This window comes from Paenibacillus lautus NBRC 15380 (assembly GCF_004000945.1).
Taxonomy (GTDB): Bacteria; Bacillota; Bacilli; order Paenibacillales; family Paenibacillaceae; genus Paenibacillus_AQ; species Paenibacillus_AQ lautus.
This window is the reverse complement of sequence record NZ_BIMF01000002.1, coordinates 215,359-238,538: the sequence shown is the minus strand read 5'-3', so window position 1 is coordinate 238,538 and position 23,180 is coordinate 215,359. Positions and strand designations below refer to the sequence as shown.

The following is a 23,180-nucleotide window of genomic DNA, read 5'->3' as shown; positions in this document are numbered from 1 at the left end:
CAAATGCATTTGATTTCCACTTCATGGTAGACGATGGAGGGAGAAGGAAGAACGGTCCGCAGAATGAGTTTTAACTGGCTCTTCGGCGGGAACCGGGCCTCGACTTTGGTCCAGGGGAGATCAATATCCGTGAAGGCGTCTGCTCGATTTTATACTTTAATTAAAATCATAGTATAAAATACTATATATAACTCGATATTAAATTGATTTATAAACTATAATATATGATATAGTATAAATCATTCGTGATACTGGGGGATGATTAAACTGAATCTATTCATTAAGGAGAGCGGAAACAAACATGCAGCAAGAATGATCGTATTTTTGCATGGCGGCGGCGTGAGCGGCTGGATGTGGAACAAGCAGATCCCTTTTTTTGAAGACGATTATTGCTTGGTCCCCGATTTGCCCGGACACGGTCGAAGCCCCGGCCAGCCGCCCTTTTCCATAGGCCGCACTGCGGAGCATATCAACGAGATCATTTCGGCTACGGCGGACGGAAGGGAGATTGTTGTCCTCGGCTTTTCACTCGGTGCGCAAATTCTCGTGGAGATGATGAGTCAACGACCGCAACTTATCGACTACGCAATCGTAAACAGCGCATTGCTGAGACCGATGCCGGCAGCACTTAAGTTGATCGAACCCTCTGTTCGAATAAGCTATCCGCTGACAAGATACCGATGGTTTTCCAAATGGCAGGCAAGCACGCTGTACGTGAATCGGGAGGATTTTGAACAGTATTATTCGGAATCTCTGGATATGAACCGGGAGATGCTGGTTTCGGTGCTGAAGGAGAACATGTCCTATTCGATCTCTCAAAGTATTAAAGATTCGTCGACAAAACTATTGGTAACGGTAGGGGAGAAGGAGAGAGGCATAGTAAAAAAATCGGCTCAGGATCTTGTGAAGTTATGTGATCGTGGCCATGGGATCATGTTCCCCGGTGTCGGACATGGGATACCACTTGCCGATCCGGCACGGTTCAACCGCGTGGTGGACAACTGGCTGAGCACAGGTGCGATACCTGAGGATGCTCGTCCTTTATCGTATTGAAGGCTGGGTAGATCAGGATGCTTTCTTCATATTTTGCAGTGGACTTTGCCCTTAGGGCAAGGTGTATAGTGAACTTGAACCAAGATCCCAATCCAGAAAAGAGGTGAACCTTTGCTGTCGATTGGAGAATTCTCCAAAATATGCGAAGTATCTACAAAAACGCTTCGATATTACGATGAAATCGGATTAATTCATCCGGATCAGATTAATCCAGAAAACGGTTATCGATATTATTCCATCCACCAATTAAAGAAAATGCTCTATATCAACCGTTTGAAGTCTTATCATTTTTCGCTCGAAGAAATCAAAGAAGTTCTGGACGGGGAAGCGGATACTTCCGAAGAGAAGCTTCGCTTCGCCCTGAATCGCAAACGTCGGGAAATTCAAGAGAAGCTAAACACGTATGAATATACCCTAAAACAAATGAACCAGGATATTTTGAATCTGGAGCATGGCATACATTTGATGTCTTATCTGGATCGCATTGAGGTAGAGCTCGTAGAAACTGGACCGATGAATATTCTATACATGCATCAGATGATGAGCAGTGACGACTATGTTCTAGGCTATGGCAGGTATTTTAGCATGCTCTATGAAAAGATTGCTAAAGAGAAACTGACCTTGGTTGGCACCCCCATGACGATCTATCATAGCCCTGAATTCGATCCTGCAGGCAATGATACAGAGTTTGCCCTCCCGATCAAAGAGGCTGTTAAGGGTACTAGAAACTTGTGCGGCGGCCTTTGTGCGAGGTCTGTTTTAAAGGGGGCTTATCCGAATTTGACATCGGTATATGCCAAGCTGAGGGAATGGGTGGAACATGAAGGTTATGCTCTTACTCAATCCCCTTACGAAGTATACGTAACAGACCCCCATCAAGAATTAGCTGCCGAGGATATGGTTACCGAGGTGTATTTTCCGGTGACAAAAAAATAAGAGGGTTCTTATACATTCATTGGCATAAAAACGAATATCGCGAGGTGTCTCTAATGAAAAGAAACTACTGGCCAACGCTAGCATGGCAAACCCTTGAGCCGGCAACCTTGAGAATAGACGCTGACAATCTTTCAGTGCTTGATTCAAAGATCCCATCCGAATATAGCGATATTAAAGGTATTGTAGTGGTTAGAAACGGATATATCGCTTATGAAAAATATGGCCATGGATACGGTCCGGAAGATACATACCACGTGGCATCGGTTACCAAAAGCATCATATCCGCACTCATTGGCATTGCCATAGATTCAGGCTATATTCAACATGTAGACCAGAAGGTACTGGATTTTTTTCCTGAAATTGCACAAAAGGCTGATCCTCAACAAAAACGAGAGATAACGATACGCCATCTGCTTACGATGACGACCCCTTATCCATTTGAGGATTGGCACGAACCGCTGGACCAATTGTGCATGCAGTCTGATTGGGTAAAGTACACGCTGGATCTGATGGGCGAAGGAGGAAGCCTGGGAGCATTTAAGTATTCTACCGCAGGGGTGCATCTCCTTTCAGCCATTATTACCCGCAGCACCGGAAAAAGTGCCCGCGCGTTTGCTAACGAACACTTGTTTAAACCGATCGGCATGAACGAAATTCCGGATTATAACATGAGCTCATTCGGATTTGATGATTTATTCGGCAAAGACGTCAGGGGATGGGTCAAAGACCCGGCCGGTAACTCTACGGGAGGTTGGGGGCTCACGTTAAGTCCTCGTGACATGGCGCGTTTTGGCTTTCTTTATTTGAACCGCGGCACCTGGGACAATCAGCCAATTGTTTCGGGGGAATGGATTGACCAATCAACAGCGATGAATTCCAACCATTATGGATATCTATGGTGGTTACGCGATGAGGACGGGGTATCTGCATACTCGGCAGTAGGCGACGGAGGCAATATCATATGCTGCATACCGAAAAAAGATTTGGTTGTAGCCATTGCGTCGACATTTACCGTCAATCCACGGGATCGATGGACACTGATTAAAGATTGCATTATCCCGGCTGTCATGGAGTAAATATATCATCGCAATCTTAATCTCGGTATCAAGCGGACAACAAATTGATGGTGTCAAAAGAACAAGAAAATATCTACGCATATGAAGCCGCCAAATTGGCGGCTTTTATGGTTACTGCACACTCTTTCAGGCAAAAATCGCAATCGGTGGCCCTTCTTAGCCATTCTGTTGTTACGTGTATCTTCATACAATGTATGGACAAGCGAATAACAGAAGTAGATGGGGAGGAACCATTGTGAAGCTGCATCAAATTCATGTGACAGGCATGACTTGCACGGCTTGCGCGGCCCGGATCGAAAAAGTCCTTCGTAAAGTGGAAGGCATTCAGTCTGTCCGTGTCAGCCTCGCCTTGTCACAGGCCACGATTCATTATGAACCGAAGCAGATTGGAATAGAGAAGATCATGGAGAAAATTGGAAGACTTGGATATGGAGCCACGGACAGGCAGTCGCATCCGCAGGCAGGGTTTGAAGCGGAGACGGGTGCTTATCGCATCCGCTTCATCATCGCTGCTTGTTTATCGGCACCGCTCTTATGGGCGATGTTGGCGCATGTTACCGACTTGCCCGCACAATGGATACCAGATTTGCTGATGGAGCCTGTATTTCAATGGGTGCTCGCTACCTTGCTTCAGTTTGGGGTTGGATATCCTTTCTATTACGGGGCTTACCAGGCTATGATCCATCGTACGTCAAACATGGACACCCTCGTTGCGTTAAGTACCTCCGTGGCTTATTTCTACAGCCACTATGTCATGTTTGAATCGAGGCACAGTCTAACGCACCCAACGCTTTATTTTGATACGATCGCGATGGTGATGACAGCGGTTCTGCTGGGCAAGTGGCTCGAGACGATGGCCAAAGGCAGAGCATTGAAACAACTTAGTGCCTTATATGAGCTTCAGGTTAAACGGGTTCGAGTCATACGCAGTCATGGGGAAGAATGGATTTCCGCGGATCAAGTACAGATCGGGGACCGCATCCGTGTGAACCATGGGGAATGGATCTCCATTGACGGCTTTGTTCAGTCGGGATCGGCGGATGCCGATGAATCTATGCTGACAGGTGAAAGTACAGCGGTGGCCAAGGGCATGAGAGATCGAGTCTACGCCGGAACACGTTGTCTGGTTGGAAGTTTGGACATCGTGGTCGATAAGCATCATGATGAAACCCGCCTATCTCAGATGATTGGACTAATCGAGTCCGCACAACAGGGAAAACCGGCCATTCAGCGAACCGTTGACCGTATAGCGGCGATTTTTGTTCCCATGATGATCGGTTGTGCTGCCCTTACGTATGCGGGGTGGCTCTGGTTATCCCATGCCCCCGATGCATCCGAAACGGCCATGCGCCACGCGCTGTCTGTTTTATTGATCGCCTGTCCCTGTGCGCTTGGTCTAGCTACGCCGGTATCCATCCTGATCGCAACCGGATCGTCCGCCCAAAGAGGAGTTCTATTCAAAGACGGCCGTTCCCTGGAGAGTTTGCGACGAACCGATGTCATCTTGTTGGATAAGACAGGCACGTTGACGGAAGGAAGACCTCAGCTTACGACAATTCACACCGCGGACGGCAGCAACGGTGCTTACGTGCTATCCATGTCGGCTGCGCTGGCTTCACGGTCCGGCCACCCGCTAGCACAAGCCATTATACGAGCCTTCCAAGAAAAACATACCCCGCTTTTGGAAGCACAGAAATTCCAAGAACGGGTTGGAAAAGGGATGGAAGGCTATGTCATAGGAAAACACGTATGCGTGGGAAACCGGAGATGGCTGCTGGAACAGGGCATCCAACTGGAGAATCCTCCAGATCAACCTGGCTATACCAGACTTTATGTCGCCGTGAACGGGAAGTGTATCGGATCGCTCGTGTTGATTGACAAGCTAAGAAAAGATGCCCGGGAGATTGTACAGGAGTTAAAGCGCAGAGGCGATGTGTGGATGGTAACCGGCGATGAGGAACAGGCCGCCGTGGCGGTGGCTGCCGCGGCAGGGATCGATCAGATACGTGTGGGCATGCTTCCTGAAGACAAGCTGGCGTTCATCCGCGAGCTCCAACATCAAGGACGATCCGTTGCCATGATTGGCGATGGCATAAACGATGCGGCTGCGCTAGCCGTGGCGGATGTCGGCATGGCCATGGGCGGGGGAGCGGACGCGGCTAAACAGGCCGGCGACATCGTGCTGATCGGAAACAAACTCTTCAACATTATCGATGCTTATACATGGAGCCGCCAAACGATGCGGAATGTTCATCAGAATTTGCTCTTTGCTCTGCTGTATAACGCCATTACCGTACCAATGGCCGCATGCGGTTATTTGGACCCGCGCATCGCTTGCATCGGCATGGCCGCAAGCTCCGTGCTTGTTGTTGCTAATGCGCTCAGATTGCAGCTTAAGGTGCAGAGATTGGATAAGAACCGCATAACCGTGAATGGTTGAATGGAAAACCCGTGCTGCTATGGTCACGATCATGGAGAAACCTTGTTATTCTCACTGCCTTCCCGTTCTGCTAGAATATCCATGTAAGGGAGATGAGAACGGTTGCGAGAAAGGATAGCCAAACCATGCTCACGGGAGGTCATTATTCATGAATAATCCGATTCATGCGAGGTTACTGCCTGCGCCAGTGAACGGCGGATATTGTGAAGAAGATTATTTTATTTGGTGCGGATCATGTGTTAAGGGGGAGGACGGCCGTTATCATCTGTTCGCCTCAAGGTGGAGGAAGGAGCTTGGATTCGGGGTCCATTGGCTGTTCAATTGTGAGATCGTAAGGGCTGCCAGCCCGGTCCCGGAAGGTCCTTACCGGTTTGAGGAAGTGGTGCTCGGCCGTAGAGATCGCGGTATTTTTGATGGGATGAACCAGCACAATCCTCACATTCAGTACTGGAACGGTACGTATTACCTCTATTATATGGGAACGACATACGGGGGGCCGATACCCGGGCCAGGAGACGCCGTCTCCTCTGAACGAGGCACGGAGGTCTGGAATAATAAAAGAATTGGGCTGGCGACATCTCAATCGGTATTCGGGCCTTGGGAAAGGTCGGACGAACCCATTCTGCTTCCCCGCCTGGGACAGTGGGACGGTACCGTCACAACCAATCCGGCTGTTGCCATTCTGGCGGATGGCCGTACCTATATGATTTATAAATCGCAGGAGTATAGCGGATCCACTCTCCAGTTAGGCGTAGCGGTAGCAGAACGTCCATCTGGTCCTTTCGAGCGGTTATCCGATCATCCGATATTGAATTTCTCCGATCCAGATAAACATGTGGAGGATCCGTTTCTTTGGCATGATGGAGAGCGATTCCACCTCCTGATCAAGGATGATTCCAAGAACGGGTCTGAGGGCTTGACGGGAGAATGGGGGGCTGGAGTATATGCCACGAGTACGGATTGTCTGGACTGGAAGATTCATTCTGAGCCCAAGGCGTATTCACGGACGGTTGCATGGGATGACGGCACGGTTAAAGAAATGTGCAACCTCGAGCGTCCCTATTTATTATTTGAAGACGGGTTCCCAACCCATCTGTTTGCAGCGACCGGCACGGGTACACGCGCATGGGATTTCACGCACACCTGGAATATGGTCATTCCTTTGGCAGGGAGGGAATGATCCTATGAATGAAGATTAATGGAAAGATTACAGAAATTCCTGTTAAGGCAGGATCGGGCCTCGCTATTAGGAAGTCCGGCAACCCAAGAGGAAATCGCAAATGCAGAGCAGCGTTTGAATGTAAGGTTTCATGAGGACTATGTACGTTTTATAAGGATGTTCGGAGGAGTATATGCGGCCTCTCGGTACTTGCATTCTCCAATGCCTCCAGTATCGGAAATGAAACAATCATTGATTTGACGCTGGATTTCCGCGAGCAATGTACGGAGCTTCCTTTTGGCGATGTATTACGAACCAGTTATGTCATCTCGATCGACGGTTCCGGCGATCCGATTATCATCGATCAGACAGGAAAAGTGTTCATCTGCTATCACGATACAGGAGAGGTCGAATTATTGGCAGATTCTTTTGAGACGCTGATCGAGGACAATTTTTATGAATGGTAAGTCACTCATATGTTGATGTCTGATGCCCAGCGATCAACGATGGAATCAGCACGGACTAGAGCAGCCACTGAACTTGAAGGCACAAACATGAGATGCGAAGAAGGGAGTTCTCGTTATGTATGAACGATTGGCACAGAAACTGGAAAGCACGACTGCCTTGAAATGGTATCCCGGACACGGCGTGGACGAGGATTGGATCGTCGAGGCAGAAGCGGAGCTGGGATTCAGCCTACCCCCCTCCTATCGCTGGTGGCTCAAGAATTACGGCAGTGCAATGCTAAGTGGCACGGAGATTCTCACACTAGCCCCTCCGGACATGAGGGAATATGCCGATACGGATATCTTATACATACACCGCCTGAATCAGGCTGATGAAGAGTGGCGGAAGCAATATCCGCATAGGCTGGATTTGTTCGTCCCTGACGAGGACGAGCTGTATTATTTCGATACGTCCACCAAGGATGATCAGGGTGAGTTCCCTGTGATGCGTTATGATCTCATGAATGTTCTGATTGAGGAGTACGCTCCGACATTTGCAGACTTTCTGGAGCGATTGATCGATGAACGTAGTAGGGTATATTGATGCCGCTTGCGCGAAGCCGAACATCTCTTGCTGACGACTTCGATGTACGTTGCTGAATGACCTCTATATCAGTTGTAAACCATCCTATCATTGCGATATAAATACAAACCGGGATCTAAATAATAAAAAGTGAAAATGCCGCAGCCCGGGGACTGCGGCTATTTCTCAAGGCAAAAGTTGTTTGTCATCACTCATCTATGGCAGGCAGGATGCCTACGCCAGCTCCAACACAACCATTTGATGATTGTCCAAATAAGGAACTGTGTAGTTGATCTCGTCTTGATTATCGACTGTATAAGGAAGTTCCTCCATTGACGGAGCTAAATAGACCCGCTTGACCACAGCCTGGGAAGGGAGACGCAAACCGACGGAAACATCCCGCAGCGGAACGATGTCTTCGATGACTTCAACGCGCCCCTTCAGCACAGGGGAAGCATACAGCAGGTGATTAATGTAGCGATTCTCGCCCTGCTGATACTGAAGCGTCGCTATGCCTCGGGCCGGTAAGTCGCATCGCAGGGACGGCTGCGGCAAGAGCCGGGCGAGAGCGTGCAACACCATCTCTTTCAGAATGAGGTGGCCGTTGTCCGCATAGTCGCTGAATACATTCCAAGCGATGTAGATGCCGCCTGTGCTTTCAATCATACCCGGTCCGACATCTTCTCCGGCACTTGGCGTGTGCTGATGCGAGCAGAACGTGAACACGTCCCGGTTAAAGTATGGATTCTCCTGGCTGCCAAGAGCACGACCGCCGTTCAATTCCACCTGCTGTCCCTCGCTGTACATGACAAACGAAGCGGGCAGAAGGGAACCTGGAGTAAAGTGTGGACGGAAATACGACGGTCGGTAAGGGCTCGGGCCTTTCCAGCTCAGTCCAAGATCAAGCGTAAACGCGTCGCCGGCCGTATTTAAACCCGATCGACCCGTGGCCAGAACCTTGCCGCCTTTGGAGGTGAATCCACGAATGGCCTCTCCCAATGCCGGCCATATCGGCACCTCGTCCGGTAAAATCAGCACTTTGTAGAGGCTGAAATCAGCACTGGCGTCCACGATGTCGTACAGGTAATGTCCTTCGGTCAGGATGCGTACGGCTCCGGCATCCGCCAGATTGTGCCGGTCTTCCGATTTCCGTGCTTCCGGACAAGCCTCCCAAGCAGCCTCCAGCGATAACACGGCGATGTCCGCCACGGATGATGTTTCGCTGCACCATGGCTCCTTTGCTTCTACCTCCGCGTAGGCGGTGCCGATCAAGGCGTAGGTGGCTTCATCCATGAGACCCGAGGGATGAAGCTGGTCACCGATCGAGCACTTGGCGCCATGGGCGAGGCTGAGCGCCGTTTCGAAGCGCAGCGCGTTTGGATGCTTGTAACCGCCAAATTCGCCCCAAGAGGTATGGAATTTGCCCGTCATGCCGAGAAAATCCATGCCCAGCGTTTGGGCGTAGCGTGCCGACAATGGAAAGTGATCGTAGCCCCAGCCTCCCGTCGGCAGCGATTCCAGCTCCAAATGGCTGTTGACATGGGCGAGGTCCCGGCGGCCGCGACGTTGATGTCCGCTATTATGAAAGACCGCAAGGTTGGGCTTGATCTCGTCCACGGTTTCCCGCACGCGTCGGGCATAGTTCAGGTAGGTCGCCTCGCCTAAGGCGGCAACGGCTGCTTCATCGCGAGGGTCTTGGCCGTCTGATCGCAGTGAAGCTACGCAGTGCTGACACCGGCATTTACGAATGCCGACGATGTCTAGGAAAATGCCGTCCGCATCATAGCGGGAAACTACCTCGCGTATTTGCTCAAGCAAGATGTCCAGGTATGGCGTATTGAAGCAAAATTCATGGTAGCCTGGCGTCATGAAATCTTTTACCCAGCGCGTGCGATCTTCCACATCGCGGATCAGCCATTCGGGATGGCGCCGCGCGAGCTTTTCGTCGAGGCCCGCGGACAAATACACCGGCGTTTTGACGTCGATTTCGTGGGCGGCAGCAATCATCTCGCCTAGCAGATCGAACGAAAGATTCGGGTGCGTTTCATTGGCTTCGCTCGGGTGGTAAGCCCAACCGTGATGACATTTAGAGAAAACGGTGATGGAATCGACATGCCCGGCACGCAGCATGTTTTGAAACTGGATTTTAGAAAACTGGCTTCCGATGCCAGGGATGGCCTCGGACGTATGAAAGTCGAGATGAACCTGACGAAATCGCATGTGTGAACAGCCTCCTTTGCCGCCTGATGAGAACGGTTTCTTGAGTTCAATGTACCTCTTTTATACGTAGGCAACCAGTGATAATATAGACTTTGATTAGCATAAAATGGACTTTTCGCAAAGGAGAGAACCGCCGTGCAGTGCCTAGAGTTTTCCATACCGCCGCTCCCGCAATTCGTAACGGCGGGACATGCCGTATGGAAGCCGGGAGACCGGCATTTTGCCCGAACCTTCGGCGTATATGATCTGCTCATGGTAACAAGGGGAACGCTATACATGACGGAAGAACAGATGGAATATGAGGTTGGTGCCGGAAAACTGCTCGTGCTGGAGGCGGGGCTTCCGCACTTCGGGCATCGAGCCTGCTTGGAGCATACGGAGATTTATTGGGTACATTTCATCCACGGACATCCTGCTGTGCACGTACGGCAGGAGGATATTCCTTGGTCGACCCTGTTGTCCAAAGGCACGGTCGAGGACATCGAGCCGTCTTCACAGCAGCGCATGTACTTGCCGAAGTTCTCATCCGTCGATGTACAGACCTTGGAGCCGATGCTGCGAGGACTAAACGATATCCACAACAGGCTGAACGGGGAGAATGCACTCCAGCTTCATTTATTGCTGACGGAGTTGTTCGCCGCGCTGCAGGCAGAATGCGCACAAACGTCCGAGCCGGAGCCTTCCGTCCGGCTGGCCCAAGCCGCCGCTGCCTATTTGAACGAACACTGGAGGCGGCCGTTTGAACGTGCGGCTTTGGAAGAGGAGCTGCACTTTCAGGCAAGCTACATTGCGAGATGCATGAAGAAGCATATCGGCAAAACGCCGCTGCAATACGTGCTGCACCTGCGCCTGGAGGAAGCCAAAAAACTGCTCGGGGGTACGGTGCTTGGCATTTCCGAGATCGCGGAGAGGGTGGGAATTCGCGATTCCAACTACATGACACGCTTGTTTACCGCCAAGCTTGGCATGACGCCCGGCGCGTATAGGCAGATGCTTCGGCAGAAGAGGGAAGGGCAGGAGACGGAAACCCCTGAGCAGGTTGTGGACAGGCTTGGGGCTTTTACGGATTCACGCTAGCTTGGGCGATCATTCATGGTGTTGGTTTATCTTTTTATCGACAGTATGCTTACTTGAAAGATTAGTTGGACAAAAAAGCGGGAAACCCTGTGTTTAAGATAAAACAGGGTTTCCCGACATTGGGAGCCCCTTGCTTTGAAGGGCTTTTTTTGATTTAGGGTATGATTACCGATGAACGCGGATAGGAAGCTGAGTCAACATTTGTCCTGCAGCAGACGGGCTCAAGTTATTTTCCAGCCTAAAATCAGGAACTGGTTCAATGTGCGTGAAGCAATCCATAAACCTGCTTATCGCAATGTTTGCTTCCAGCCGTGCCAGCGGAGCACCCAGGCAGAAGTGTGCGCCATTACCAAAAGTTAAATGCTTTTTGTTATTGGCGCGGTGAATGTTCAAAGTGAAGGGATCCTCAAAAACCTCTTCATCCATATTGGCAGCGCTCATCCACGCCACCACGAGATCGCCTTGTTTTAAATCCACACCGAGTACATTATTGTCCTGTTTTACGGTTCGGTCCATTTTAGCAATGTTAAATCGATAGCGGAGCATTTCCTCCACGGCATTGGGAAGAAGTTCGCGGTTGGCCCGAATTTCGCCATAAATCTGATTGTTGTCATACAGGAAGGAATAAAACGTATTGCTCAGCAGATGAGTAGTCGTCTCAATGCCCGCACCCAGTATAAACATCGTCGTTCTGACGATCTCATCGTCCGATAATCGATCCCCATTCACCTCGACTTGGATGAGATCAGAGATGATATCGTCCGCAAGATTTGCTCTTTTTTGTACGATATGAGGATAGAGATAGCTGTAATATTCCTTGGCTGCATAACGTTTCAGTTCTTGAACATTTTCCGAATGGTTTTTGGGCAGAGGGAGGAATAAATGGTTTACCCATTCCTTAAATAATAAGCGGTCTTCAGAAGGGACTCCGAGGAGATCCGCTATGACGATCGTCGGCAGCGCACTGGCATAATTTTGAACGATATCAATGACATCGGCATCTCCCATTTCATGCAGAAGTTGGTCAGCAATCTCTTGAATGCGCGGCTCCCAGAGCTTTAAGCTGCGAGGGGTAAAAGCGGCCGAAATCAATGCCCGGCTTTTTTGGTGCTCAGGCGGATCGGACTGCAGGTTGATTTTGCTCATTTTCTGTCCTTCGTCATTATCTGCACCGACACTGATCATCGTCCGCGGTCTTACACTAGAGAAATATTCATGATCCTTGAGAACCCTCTTTACGTCATCATAACGAAAGACGTTCCATGTATTGGTTGCCTTGTTGTAACTGATGGGCTCATGCTTCAGTTTGTGCTTGTACCAATCATAAGGATTGAATTCTTCGGTCGGTGAATGAAATTGCGTGATTTCCTCCAAAGAGATGATATCTTGATTCATAACATTCCCTCCTCTGTAATTATAAATTAACATATGTTAATTTAACATAGAGTCTCAATTGGTCATAGTTTCCAATGGCCCATGTCCAAAGTTCTGTTTATATTCTTTCCTTGTCGGATTTTAGTGGAACATATACTCTAGAGATGTGCTGCTAACCATGAAGCAATTTAGCCAAATCCATCAACGAAAGGCCTGAACCCTCATGTATCTTGAACTTCTCATTTTGATCCAAATCGATAAATCCCCGAAACATGGGTATGAAATAAAAAAAGAGATACAAAAAGATCTCGGTTATTTGATGGACGTCAATCACAATATGTTATATCCGACATTGCGAAAATTTACGGATGAGGGGTTTGTTCGTAAACATAGAAATGAGCAGGTAGGCAGACCGAATCAGTATATATACGAAATTACTGAAGCAGGCAGGGAGAAAATCACAAACCTCATAAATGAATTCACCGAAAAAGACGCCAAACATCAAATCGAATTCATGGTCAGGGTGTCCCTGTTCGAACGTATTTCCAAAGAGGACCGATTTCGAATACTACATAGGAGAAAGAAGGACTTGGAGGGCCTGTTGTCAGAAATCGAGAGAAGACTGAATGAAGGTGGGGACGAGTTATTCCGGGACGAGGTTCTGCTGTATTCAATCTCCCAGGTTAAGGAAGAATTGACGTGGATTGATAAGCTGATTAATTCAACTGCCTAACCTGATGCGTAAATACAGCTCCGCTATATCTTTGATGCTTGGCATAGCATGACAATGTTTTTGGCCCAAGTAAAAAAGCCGTGTAACGCGGCTTCTTTACTTGCATGCCTCTTGAGGAATATTGGTGAGAGGTGGAGCGTTCGGCTCGCAGTTTCATAAATTAAGCAAAAGGTTCTCCGTTGATCTTGACGTGAACGGGCAAAACGATTGACGAAGGAAGGCAGCGGGACCTTTGCCAAGGAAGACGTCAGCTTGGGCGACGAAATGGTGGAATGCACGGCAAACGATGTGTTTGCCGAGATCTCCATAGCCATTAAGGTATGCGGATACGGAAGGGGAAAAACTAAAGGGTGCCTCGTTGATATAAAATACGGACAAGAAGGCATGGAAGCATGAAGTTATTCCATAAATTGAGAGCGTTGTCTTTACGTATCTGCGAGGATCTATGAATACAGGGGAGGGAACCATCCTAATGAAAGTGCTGATTGCAGACGACGACGTTTACACGAGGGAGGGGCTCGTCGAGGCCATCGAGTGGAAGCGACTGGGCATACATGAAATACTCCAGGCTGAAGACGGAGCGCAGGCGCTTCGCATGGCAGCTGCCCATCGCCCCGAGATCGTCATTACCGATGTTCGAATGCCCAAGCTGAACGGAATAGAATTTGCGGAGCGATTGTCGGCCATCTGTCCTGACAGCAAGCTGCTCTTCATCAGCGGATATATGGAGGTAGCCTACATGAAAAGCGCGATTCGTCTCGCGGCCGTGGACTATGTAGAGAAACCAATTAAGCTTCCGGAATTGGAGAAGGCCATCGGGAGGACGATGGAGTACATTCGCGAACGTAGGGAACGGAACGTTCTGTTGAACCAGAGGGTTGATTTAGAGCGGAGGAAGCTGGCCATTGCCTTGCGAACCGGAGGACATAGCCAGAATGAAATAATACGAATGTGCGAGGATGCCGGTTTTCCGACAGATACGAGTTATATATCCATTATCGTATCCCGACGTGAAGGGTATCCGGTGGAACCTTCGGTTACGCTGCAAGACGATTGGGGAGCGTACGCGGGTGTGGCATTAACCGAACAAATCGATCAGCATAAACAGTTTCTGCTGATGCCGCTGCGCAATCGAAATGAGCGCGGGATGGTGCTTCACTTGGCTGAGCGGTTGAGCGAGCGTAAGAATGGACTTCGAATCGGTGCAGGCAGCGTCGTTTCCGATCTCAGGGAGGTGCCCCGAAGTTTTCAAGAATCGGTGCTTGCTCTGGAGGCCGGGTTTTATCGACCGGACTCAACCATCATTACTTTTGAACCTAACTTGTTCGTACAACATAGCATCAAAGGGGATGCGTATCTGGAATTCCACCACTGTCTGAGGCATAACCCTCAAGAACTGGCAGCGTGGATGGAATCGTATTGCGACCGGCTGATGGCTGGCCAGTACATGCTCAAGGAGGGGATAGTATCCCTTTTTGCTTCCTTTGCGCAAACGATGTTAAACGAGAAGAACGGAATGCTGCTCCGTACCGGCAAGGTGTATCAGCTTCGCGAAACCGAGCGGCATTTGAACCATTGCAGATCGATGCAGGAGGTCAAAGATTATATTCTGGACATGTGCTTAGCCTACCAAGAGGAGACGAACGAGGCATCCACCTATTCCAGCATGATACGCGCCGTGATGAACTATATATCCAGCCATTGCAGCAATCCGGACTTGGATGTCAGGGAGATTGCAGACCATGTGCATCTGTCTACCGCCCATCTGGGGGTGCTCTTTAAACAGGAGACGGGAACCACGATTAAACAGTACGTGAATGATTACCGTCTGGAATTGGCGAAACGATTGGTAGCTGGCGAGCATTTCAAGATGGCGGATATTTCCAAAATGTGCGGTTATGCAAGTCCGGGTTATTTTGCCAAAGTATTCAAGTTATCCACCGGCCTGACGCCGGTTGAATATCGAAGGAAGCGTTCCGGATGAAGCTCAAGACCTGGCTCGGGAATTTATCGTTACAAAAGAAGCTGATGTTCCTGTTTGCGATGGCCGGCATCATTCCGCTCGTGATTACGTTTGTGGCCATCTACGGCGAGCTTCGGGACTCCATCATCAGCAAACAGCAAGACGCTGCTAATCAAAATTTCGAACAAGCCATGTCCTTGCTGTCGACCAAGTTCACCCATCTTGAAGATGTCTCATCCATGATTATGATTGACGATCAGATCAATGAGGTTTTCTCAAAAAATCCGAAGCGCATGCAGGTGTGGGAACAGTTATCCGCATTTGAGCGGATTACGGATTACACCCGGATATTGCAAACGAACTCGGAGATGAGCGGCATCATTTACTATATCAATGGCGACTTCGTTGTCACCGGTGCCCGAGCTGCCATGTACCGGCCTATCAGCAGCGTTGCAGCCCTGCCATGGGCGAAGAAGATCATGGCTGCCGAGGGAGATGCGGTATGGGTCCTGGCGGAGGATGAAGCTGTGCGGTCAAGGAAGCATCTCATCCTTGGCAGGGTGTTGTGGAATGTCAACGATTTATCGAAACCGGTAGGCATCGTCACGATCCGCGTAGACCTTGGACAGCTTCAATCCTACGTCATGAATACGTCCGCGGAGCAGCTCATATACCTGGAGACCGATGACGGTGAAATGGTGATCAGCAACGAACAAGATGGATTGGAACAGCGGGCTCAGCTGTTTGCCAAGCCGGTCCACCGCAATCGGTTCGAACCGACGACGGCGGGCGATCGAGAGTATTTGATTAGGAGTTCCGGAATAGGAACGACGAACCTGTACCTGCGCTCTATCATATCGGCAGATGCGGCGGCACAAGCAGTCAATCAGGCCCGAAATCAAGTCCTTTTGGTATATGCTGCCGTATGCTTGGCTTTATTGATATGCATCATACCGGTAACGAAGTCTATCACGCGGCGGATCTTTTTGTTAATGAACAAGATGAGCCAAGTTCGGCAGGGCAGGTTAAGTACCCTGGATATCGCCACCCAAGAGGATGAAGTAGGGCATTTAGTCTCGAGCTATAATTACATGATCAACAGTGTGAAGGAGCTGATGGACAACCAATTCCGCCTCGGTCAGGAAAAGAAAGGGGCTGAGCTCAAGGCGCTTCAATCCCAAATCAACCCGCATTTCCTGTATAACACGCTCGATATGATCTTATGGATGGCCCAGAAGGACGAGAAAGCGAACATACAGCAAGTCGTTTATGCTTTGTCCGACTATTACAAGCTGATCCTGAACAAAGGAGAGGATTTTGTTTCGCTCAAAGACGAGCTCCTGTTGTGCGAAATGTATGTAGCCATTCAGCAGAAGCGGTTCAAGGGAAAAATCCGGTTTGAAATCGAAGTTGATGCAGCCGCCGAGGTATGTTTGCTTCCGAAAATCACGCTTCAGCCGCTCGTCGAGAACGCAATCATTCACGGTGTATTGGAAAAAAACGAAGCGGAAGGGCGGATTCTCATAAAAGGGAGCGTCCTCAGCGGGCGATTGCGGCTGTCCGTAAGCGACGACGGTCCGGGAATGGGGGATGCAAACGCACATTCGTCCCGATATCGCGGCAGCGGATACGGGCTGAACAATATCAGGAAGCGGCTGGAGTACTATTTCAACGAATTGGAGGGGATCCACTTGCATTCGGTACAAGGGACGGGTACAACCGTTAGCATCGATGTCCCGGCCATCAAGGGGGAGTCGAGATCTTGCAATCTTCTCGAATCGGGTTGAAACTGGCTGGGATCGGCACGCTTTTGGGCACATGCGTATAGAAGCTATTGAGATCATGAGAGGACAGAGGACACGCTTCATGCAAGAATTTGCCTCATATTGGGATCATGAAGATAGAGGCTCTGCTTCGTGCTTGAATTGCCTCATATTGTAAACATGAGGACAGAGGGTTCGCTATTTCGCCGAAATGAGCTCGTTATGGTGATCTTGCGGACACAGGATCCGTTATTGCACCATAATCGCGAATGATTCCACGCTAAATCCTGCAATAGCGGATCTCTTGTCCGCATATTACTGTGAAATAGGTAAAACAAAGAAATAGCGGAACCAGGGTCCTCTAACGTCGGCAAATCCATGGAGTAAAACCAAGCTGGATCGATGGCGGTGGTCTTAATGAGGGAAATGGTAATACGACGCATATCCCTGGTGTTGTTTTGGTGAAATCAGCCGAATATTGAGTTTGTGAGGACAGAGTCTCCGCTATTGCTGCAAAACCATCCATTGCACCAACCGCAACAACCACCAACCGCAACAACAATCCACCGCAACAACCATCCACCGCAACAACCATCAACACATAAAAGGAGGATATTATTGAGGAAATCGGTTCGAGCCATAGGAGCGCTGCTGACCTGTTGCATCTTCACCATGTCTGCATGCTGGCACGGCGCTTCGCCGGGCATCGGGGAGGAAGGGACTCCAGGCATCATTCGTGGGCCTGACGTCAAGCCGGTTGTACAATTGAAGGCTATCACCATGGGCCGAGAGCCGGCCAGCGGTATGGATCATTTTTATAAACAGCTTGATGCTCTTACCATCAGAGACCTGGGAGCGACCGTTCGATTCGATTTCATTCCGTGGGGAGATGAGAAGAACCAGATCAGCCGGGCGATTGCATCCAAGGAGTACGACCTATATGTCGGTGGGGTATGGTCTGATTTTGCATCTTTTGCAGCGAAGAATGCATTTGCGAATCTGACGCCGCTGCTGGGACAGGTGCCGGAACTCGTTGAGCATTATGACGGAAAGCTGGACAGCGTCATGATCAATGGCAAGCTCTTTGGCATTCCGCAGTACATCAAACCGGGCGGGGGAGGCGAAGGCATGCTGTTCCGCGAGGATTTGCGCAAAGCATGGGGCTTGCCGGAAATCAAGGATCTGGAGTCAGCTGAGCAGTACCTTTACAGAGCCAAAAAAGCGTATCCGGACACCCCAATGATCAATGACAAACGGTTTGCGGATAATGTGTGGACGCTGATCGCGGGTTCCAAGTATCTTGATGTGGTCAAAGGATATGCGGTTGTCTCCATCGACGAACCTTACAAAGCCCTCAGCATGTATGATACCCCGGAATATAAGGAGGTTCTGCATCGCGCCAAGAAATGGTATGAGGATGGGATCGTAAGCCGGGATATTCTGGCCGCCCAGGGTAATGCCACCAGCGAAACGCTTGAATGGATGAAAGCGGACAAGAAGCCGCTTGAATTCAACAACCATTTCGGCGCTGTCAGCAGCGGTTACATCGGAGTGCTCAAGGAGCTGTTTCCCGAATTCGAATACGGCTGGTTTGATTATTTTCTCGACCATGTACCGAATTACATGCCTTACATGACACCGGACAACATGACAATGATTTCGGTCGGCACCCATTCCAAGCATAAGGAAATTGCGGTCAAACTGATCGAGAAGGCGCACACGGATCGTGCATACTATAATCTCCTGCTGTATGGCGTGGAAGGGGAGAACTACAACCTGGACGGGGATTACATCAGCTACGCGGGCATCAAATCGGAGAACAAAAAGCCGGGTTGGACGGGACTTTATGACGATTACATGAGCCTGATGGAAAAATATCCGGGAGAATGGCAGAGTATTGTTGAGCATTTGCATACGGAAGGCGCAAGACGCGCCGAAGCGAACGGTCAAAGTCCACTGGCGGGATTCCGTTTCGATACGGGGAAAATAACGGCGGAGCTCACGGCCATGGAGACGGTTCGATCGCGTTACTTGGCACCGCTGTCCGTTGGCATGACCGCCGATATCGACGCGGATTTGGACCGCGCGAAGCAGCAGTTGGCGGAAGCAGGATTCCCGAGGCTCATGGAGGAACTGCAGAATCAACTGGATGGATTCGCTGCCACGAAAAGGTAATGCGAGAATCACGGAACAATCGATTGAACCAACAAGGATCGAGGAGGTCTCCACATGATGAATCCCATTAACAATCTTAATGCCGAACGCATCCTGTCAACCATTACCGATGATGGTGCCTGGTGCTGGTTTGCAGATCCGCGAGCGCTGCGGCACGTAAATGTCGCGACAGGCAGCGACAAAACGTATATCGGGTATATCGATGTTGCGGGCAGCATCCAAGCTTTTCAATATGATCACGCAACCCATGAACATAAGCAAGTACGGGTACGAGCAGGTTTTCAGGAGGATGACCATAACAATCCGACGTTTTTGGCGCTGCCCGATGGGCGGGTGATGATCTTTTATTCCGAGCACTCATCATCTCCTTATTTTTATTATCGCGTAACCACCCAGCCTGACGATCTTGCGACGCTAGGACCTGAAAAGATCATCGATACCATGGGATATGGGAATACCACCTATCCTTCTCCCTTCGTGATGACCGATCAGCCCGGTTATTTCTATCTATTGTGGCGGGGTGTCCATTGGCACCCTACCGTAGCGAGGTTCTCGCTGCCGGATCAAGTGGGCGATGTCTCTTGCGACATGGAACCGAAGCAGATCGTGGATTCAAGAGAGGATGAACATGAAACCGGAAAAAGGCCGTATGCCAAGTACGTATCCAACGGAAAAGATAAAATTATGATGACTTATACCTATACCCATCCTGACAATATGAATCCGAATTCGTTATATTATTCGTATTTAGATGTGAACACCCTGACATTGCATGGCGCTGATGGACATCAACTCGCAGATCTGAATCGCGAGCCGCTGAAGCTGAATAACCACGAAACCGATCCGGCCTATTTGGTGGATCGACAGCCGGATACACGCAATTGGAACTGGGATATTGCCATCGATAGAGAGGGATATCCGGTTATCTTGTTTGTCAGGATCAATGAGCAAAAGGACCGTCATCACTACTGTTACGCCAAGTGGTCAGGCTCCGAATGGCGAATCACCCAATTAGCCGATGGAGGACGTTGGTTTCACCAAAATGATCAAAGAGAACATTGTTATTCCGGAGGCATGACACTGGATCATGCCGATCCTTCCACCGTATATTTGTCAATACCTTCACGGGGCAAATACGGCGATGATATCTTTGAAATTCATCAATTCGTCATCGCAGATGATGGGGCGATTGCTCAATCCTATCAAGTCACCGAGAACTCGGCAAAAAATAACGTACGTCCCTTCGTTGTACGAAATGCATCGAAGGACGACTCGTATTATTTGATATGGATGCATGGGGATTATTATTATTGGGATCATACGCAAGGCCGATTAGGCTATACGACCGGACTATGGACCTTGACGTGAAGTAGTCCTGACCGAGGACGAGGGAGGACTGTACATTCGACTCTGCAACCTCGAGCATCTTAAAAATCGACCGTTTCCCCTGATCGGAGAAACGGTCGATTTTTTTAGATATCAGAAGTCCGTCCTAACGGACTGCCCAATTCGTTTCCGTCTGTATTGATAAGGCGTGATGCCGTAGAGCTCCTTAAACAGCTTGATGAAATACTGAGGCTTCCGGTAACCGACCATGCGAGCGATGTCCATGACGTGCAGATTGGAAACTTCCAGCAGATGGGCCGATTTCTCCAAGCGGGTGCGCAGAATGTAGCTCGACAGGTTTTCTCCCGTCTCCTGCTTATAGAGTTTGGACAGGTAGACCGGATGGAGATGCACGACACTGCCTAACTCTTCCAGGCTCAGCCCGTCGCCGATATGGCCGCCGATGTAATTCCTTACCGCATGCACGATATCCGCACCAGAACAAGAAGCTTGGCCGTCCGATCGATCCGCTGGACGCGTCATTATATTCCGTTCGTTCCCGGTGGCATCGTCCCGGGGTTTTGCTCGACTCGTTCCGATATTCTTCACGGCCTGGCTCATCGCCTTGTCCATGTCGTTTGAGTCCACCGGCTTCAGAAGATAATCCAGTGCACCTAATCGAATCGCCTTCTGGGCATAATCGAATTGGGAATAGCCGGATAGAAAGATGACTTTTGTCTTCAATCCCTGTTTATGGATATGCTCAAGCAAGTCGATACCCGAAATCTCAGGCATGCGGATATCGGTGATCATGATGTCGAACAGGTCGCTGTCCAACAGCATCCGGGCTTCGGAGGGATTGGTCGTCGTTTCGATGTGATCGACGCCAAACTTGGCCCAGTTTAGCAAATGTTTGAGATACTCTACAACATACTGTCCGTCATCCACGATCAATAAATGCATAAGCTCCTCCTTCTTCAAACGAAAAATCCACCAACACCGAAACCGACAATCCGCCCCAATCATTCAAGGCAAAACGTAACCCGCAAGATTCCCCGTAGGCGTTTTTCAGGCGATGGTTGATATTCCACAGTCCGATTCCTGCCGTTCCGGGAGGAGGCAAGGCCGCATCGACACTAGTTTGCAGAGCCCGCAGCTCATCCGGCGAAAGCGGCTTTCCGTCATTGGCGACCGTAATCCGAGCTCCCGTATGGAATGCCTCCACGCATATGGAAACCCGATGAGAGCCCTGGCGTTCTTCGATACCGTGCAGAATCGCGTTTTCCACGATAGGTTGGATGATCAACGGCATGATGGGCTGCTCCTTCAATTCTTCCGGGAGTTTGATCTCATAGTCCATGGTCTTGCAGAGGGCCATGATGCCCAGATAATGATCGGCCAACTCCAATTCCGTGGCAAGCGTGACACTGCTTGAGTCTAATCGGGTTAGATAGCGGTAGTATTCGGCCAAATGTTTGCTCATGCGGATGACAGCTTCCGGCGAAGATTTGGCCATCGACATGATGAAGAACAGGCTGTTGTAGAGAAAATGCGGATTGATCTGCGCCTGAAGCTGCTTCATTTCCGCGTTGCGGCGCAGGTCCGTCTCCGTCTTCAGCGACGTGAACAGCATCTGGATCTGGGCGACCATGTGATTGAAGCTGCCAAACAAGCTGCCGAGTTCATTCTTGGGACGGTCATGGATCCGGATGGCGTAATCTCCCTGTTCAACCTGGTGGAACTTCTTGTTGAGCAGGTAGACGTTTCGGTAAAAATTGCGATAGAAGGTGCTGATGACAACCAATCCGATGATCAGGATGATCAGGATACTGGCGAAGAATACCTGTCGATTCCGGTTAAGCGGCTCTAGGAAATCGCTCATTCGCGTATACGCGACGAGGTAGGCGTCGATCGGTTCGATATATTTGGACAGCACGAAGTAGTCTCCGCCATGCGTGCTGTAATCGAACCGGAGAATATGCTTCGGGTCAGGCGTAACCGTCTCGCGGGCTTTATTCGCGATGCCGTCGACAAGCTTTCCGTCGCTGATCGTCAAATCGTCCCCAACCAGAAAGAAGGCGTTGGAGCTGCCTCCATTGAAGGACTTTTGCAGCAGGTTTCGCAAATAATCTGTCTTCAGCTTGACGCCCACGATATATTCGATGTCTTCTGGTGTGCGGGGTTCCCGAACATAGGGGTAGACGGAGAAGTAATAGAGGCTGCCGTTCACGAGTTTCCATCCTCGTTTGTCCACGGAACCGTATATATCATCGGCAAGCGCTTCTACGCGGGTCGTGATAAACGAGCCTTCCGCTTTCCAGTAGATGCCCAGGGACTCGACCGATTGGCTGGACAACAGCGTATTTTTCATCCGTTCTTCGATATCATTCTTCTTCATCTGCGCGTCGTAGCTGCCCAATTCCAGAATCTGCCGCTGATAGAATCGGACCGAGCTGTCGGCGGTGTACTGAATGGCGTACATGCCCGCTTCGTACAGCATGTCGTCCACGACGCTTTCTGCGTAGCTCACCTGATTCTTGGCGGTATTCACCAGGCTGTTCTGAATCGTCCGGGAGTCCAGTGCATTCATCACGGAAAACAATGAAAGCGTAAGGAGCAGGAAAAACACAAAGAAGTAGATGAAACGCTTCATATTCACTTTTTTCAACAGGCTCACTTCCCATTCATCTACTAAGATTACTGTTATTCTCTATCATAATCGGCGGAAGGCAAAATAAAAAGAAGGAATGAAAGCGCTTCGAAAATGGTTAAGATCGGGGATATGATCTTGAAATTAGGACATTTTTTAATGCATTCGGTATTGCTAACATAGAACATGCAAAGACCCAAGCAAGA

18 protein-coding genes and 1 pseudogene are annotated in these 23,180 nt (G+C 49.7%); 15 read left to right on the top strand and 4 right to left on the bottom strand.

Annotated elements, in window-relative coordinates:
• The first annotated feature begins 312 nt into the window (after positions 1-312).
• The 8 genes from PLA01S_RS04475 to PLA01S_RS04445 all read left to right on the top strand — a co-directional run bounded on the left by PLA01S_RS04475 (position 313) and on the right by PLA01S_RS04445 (position 7,714).
• Positions 313-1,053, top strand: coding sequence for an alpha/beta fold hydrolase (locus PLA01S_RS04475; RefSeq protein WP_246059323.1), 741 nt, complete (start codon positions 313-315; stop codon positions 1,051-1,053).
• Between the two features lie 111 nt (positions 1,054-1,164).
• Positions 1,165-1,989 (top strand): MerR family transcriptional regulator, encoded by an 825-nt coding sequence (locus PLA01S_RS04470; protein ID WP_127590268.1) that lies wholly within the window; start codon positions 1,165-1,167, stop codon positions 1,987-1,989.
• A gap of 53 nt (positions 1,990-2,042) precedes the next feature.
• Positions 2,043-3,065 (top strand): serine hydrolase domain-containing protein, encoded by a 1,023-nt coding sequence (locus PLA01S_RS04465; RefSeq protein WP_127590267.1) that lies wholly within the window; start codon positions 2,043-2,045, stop codon positions 3,063-3,065.
• Between the two features lie 235 nt (positions 3,066-3,300).
• The gene (locus tag PLA01S_RS04460) at positions 3,301-5,505 is read left to right on the top strand and encodes a heavy metal translocating P-type ATPase (RefSeq protein WP_127590266.1); all 2,205 of its coding nucleotides are present in this window, start codon (positions 3,301-3,303) and stop codon (positions 5,503-5,505) included.
• Positions 5,506-5,653: 148 nt separating this feature from the next.
• Positions 5,654-6,685, top strand: coding sequence for a glycoside hydrolase family protein (locus tag PLA01S_RS04455; protein ID WP_127590265.1), 1,032 nt, complete (start codon positions 5,654-5,656; stop codon positions 6,683-6,685).
• Positions 6,686-6,703: 18 nt separating this feature from the next.
• Positions 6,704-6,925 carry an SMI1/KNR4 family protein gene (locus PLA01S_RS32985; protein WP_371860384.1) on the top strand — a complete coding sequence of 74 codons (222 nt, stop codon included), beginning with the start codon at positions 6,704-6,706 and terminating at the stop codon, positions 6,923-6,925.
• Positions 6,922-7,131 (top strand): SMI1/KNR4 family protein, encoded by a 210-nt coding sequence (locus PLA01S_RS32410; RefSeq protein WP_246059322.1) that lies wholly within the window; start codon positions 6,922-6,924, stop codon positions 7,129-7,131. The genes PLA01S_RS32985 and PLA01S_RS32410 overlap by 4 nt, the downstream gene beginning before the upstream one ends.
• A 115-nt stretch (positions 7,132-7,246) precedes the next feature.
• Positions 7,247-7,714, top strand: coding sequence for an SMI1/KNR4 family protein (locus tag PLA01S_RS04445; RefSeq protein ID WP_127590264.1), 468 nt, complete (start codon positions 7,247-7,249; stop codon positions 7,712-7,714).
• 213 nt (positions 7,715-7,927) lie between these two features.
• Here the strand turns inward: PLA01S_RS04445 and PLA01S_RS04440 are convergent, their stop codons facing one another.
• Positions 7,928-9,913, bottom strand: coding sequence for an alpha-amylase family protein (locus PLA01S_RS04440; RefSeq protein ID WP_127590263.1), 1,986 nt, complete (start codon positions 9,911-9,913; stop codon positions 7,928-7,930).
• A gap of 135 nt (positions 9,914-10,048) precedes the next feature.
• On the opposite strand from PLA01S_RS04440, the gene PLA01S_RS04435 reads away from it, so the two are divergent.
• Positions 10,049-10,990 carry a helix-turn-helix transcriptional regulator gene (locus PLA01S_RS04435; protein WP_127590262.1) on the top strand — a complete coding sequence of 314 codons (942 nt, stop codon included), beginning with the start codon at positions 10,049-10,051 and terminating at the stop codon, positions 10,988-10,990.
• Between the two features lie 165 nt (positions 10,991-11,155).
• On the opposite strand, the gene PLA01S_RS04430 is transcribed toward PLA01S_RS04435, so the two are convergent.
• Positions 11,156-12,385, bottom strand: a complete 1,230-nt coding sequence (locus PLA01S_RS04430; protein ID WP_127590261.1) for a cytochrome P450 — start codon at positions 12,383-12,385, stop codon at positions 11,156-11,158.
• 223 nt (positions 12,386-12,608) lie between these two features.
• On the opposite strand from PLA01S_RS04430, the gene PLA01S_RS04425 reads away from it, so the two are divergent.
• The 6 genes and pseudogenes from PLA01S_RS04425 to PLA01S_RS04400 all read left to right on the top strand — a co-directional run bounded on the left by PLA01S_RS04425 (position 12,609) and on the right by PLA01S_RS04400 (position 20,366).
• Positions 12,609-13,097, top strand: coding sequence for a PadR family transcriptional regulator (locus PLA01S_RS04425; RefSeq protein WP_246059321.1), 489 nt, complete (start codon positions 12,609-12,611; stop codon positions 13,095-13,097).
• 204 nt (positions 13,098-13,301) lie between these two features.
• Positions 13,302-13,493, top strand: a pseudogene (locus PLA01S_RS04420) (DUF6138 family protein); the annotation flags it as partial.
• Positions 13,494-13,569: 76 nt separating this feature from the next.
• Positions 13,570-15,081 carry a response regulator gene (locus PLA01S_RS04415; RefSeq protein WP_164817306.1) on the top strand — a complete coding sequence of 504 codons (1,512 nt, stop codon included), beginning with the start codon at positions 13,570-13,572 and terminating at the stop codon, positions 15,079-15,081.
• Positions 15,078-16,847: a cache domain-containing sensor histidine kinase gene (locus PLA01S_RS04410; protein WP_127590257.1), complete on the top strand. Its 1,770-nt coding sequence runs from the start codon at positions 15,078-15,080 to the stop codon at positions 16,845-16,847. Before PLA01S_RS04415 ends, PLA01S_RS04410 begins: the two co-directional genes overlap by 4 nt.
• 594 nt (positions 16,848-17,441) lie before the next feature.
• The gene (locus tag PLA01S_RS04405) at positions 17,442-18,998 is read left to right on the top strand and encodes a DUF3502 domain-containing protein (RefSeq protein ID WP_246059320.1); all 1,557 of its coding nucleotides are present in this window, start codon (positions 17,442-17,444) and stop codon (positions 18,996-18,998) included.
• A 54-nt stretch (positions 18,999-19,052) separates the two neighbouring features.
• Entirely contained in the window at positions 19,053-20,366 is a 1,314-nt protein-coding gene (locus PLA01S_RS04400; RefSeq protein ID WP_127590256.1) for a BNR repeat-containing protein, read from the top strand.
• 111 nt (positions 20,367-20,477) lie between these two features.
• Here the strand turns inward: PLA01S_RS04400 and PLA01S_RS04395 are convergent, their stop codons facing one another.
• Both PLA01S_RS04395 and PLA01S_RS04390 read right to left on the bottom strand, forming a co-directional pair.
• A complete protein-coding gene (locus PLA01S_RS04395; protein ID WP_164817304.1) occupies positions 20,478-21,287 on the bottom strand; it encodes a response regulator transcription factor in 810 nt (269 codons plus the stop codon).
• Complete coding sequence (locus tag PLA01S_RS04390) at positions 21,265-22,983, bottom strand: sensor histidine kinase (RefSeq protein ID WP_246059368.1); 1,719 nt, start codon at positions 22,981-22,983, stop codon at positions 21,265-21,267. The genes PLA01S_RS04395 and PLA01S_RS04390 overlap by 23 nt, the downstream gene beginning before the upstream one ends.
• Between the last annotated feature and the right edge of the window lie 197 nt (positions 22,984-23,180).

Coding starts and splice junctions, on each gene's coding strand:
- PLA01S_RS04475 (WP_246059323.1), top strand. CDS start 313: ATGATCGTATTTTTGCATGGCGGCGGCGTGAGCGGCTGGATGTGGAAC.
- PLA01S_RS04465 (WP_127590267.1), top strand. CDS start 2,043: ATGAAAAGAAACTACTGGCCAACGCTAGCATGGCAAACCCTTGAGCCG.
- PLA01S_RS04455 (WP_127590265.1), top strand. CDS start 5,654: ATGAATAATCCGATTCATGCGAGGTTACTGCCTGCGCCAGTGAACGGC.
- PLA01S_RS32985 (WP_371860384.1), top strand. CDS start 6,704: ATGGAAAGATTACAGAAATTCCTGTTAAGGCAGGATCGGGCCTCGCTA.
- PLA01S_RS04445 (WP_127590264.1), top strand. CDS start 7,247: ATGTATGAACGATTGGCACAGAAACTGGAAAGCACGACTGCCTTGAAA.
- PLA01S_RS04440 (WP_127590263.1), bottom strand. CDS start 9,913: ATGCGATTTCGTCAGGTTCATCTCGACTTTCATACGTCCGAGGCCATC.
- PLA01S_RS04430 (WP_127590261.1), bottom strand. CDS start 12,385: ATGAATCAAGATATCATCTCTTTGGAGGAAATCACGCAATTTCATTCA.
- PLA01S_RS04415 (WP_164817306.1), top strand. CDS start 13,570: ATGAAAGTGCTGATTGCAGACGACGACGTTTACACGAGGGAGGGGCTC.
- PLA01S_RS04410 (WP_127590257.1), top strand. CDS start 15,078: ATGAAGCTCAAGACCTGGCTCGGGAATTTATCGTTACAAAAGAAGCTG.
- PLA01S_RS04400 (WP_127590256.1), top strand. CDS start 19,053: ATGATGAATCCCATTAACAATCTTAATGCCGAACGCATCCTGTCAACC.
- PLA01S_RS04395 (WP_164817304.1), bottom strand. CDS start 21,287: ATGCATTTATTGATCGTGGATGACGGACAGTATGTTGTAGAGTATCTC.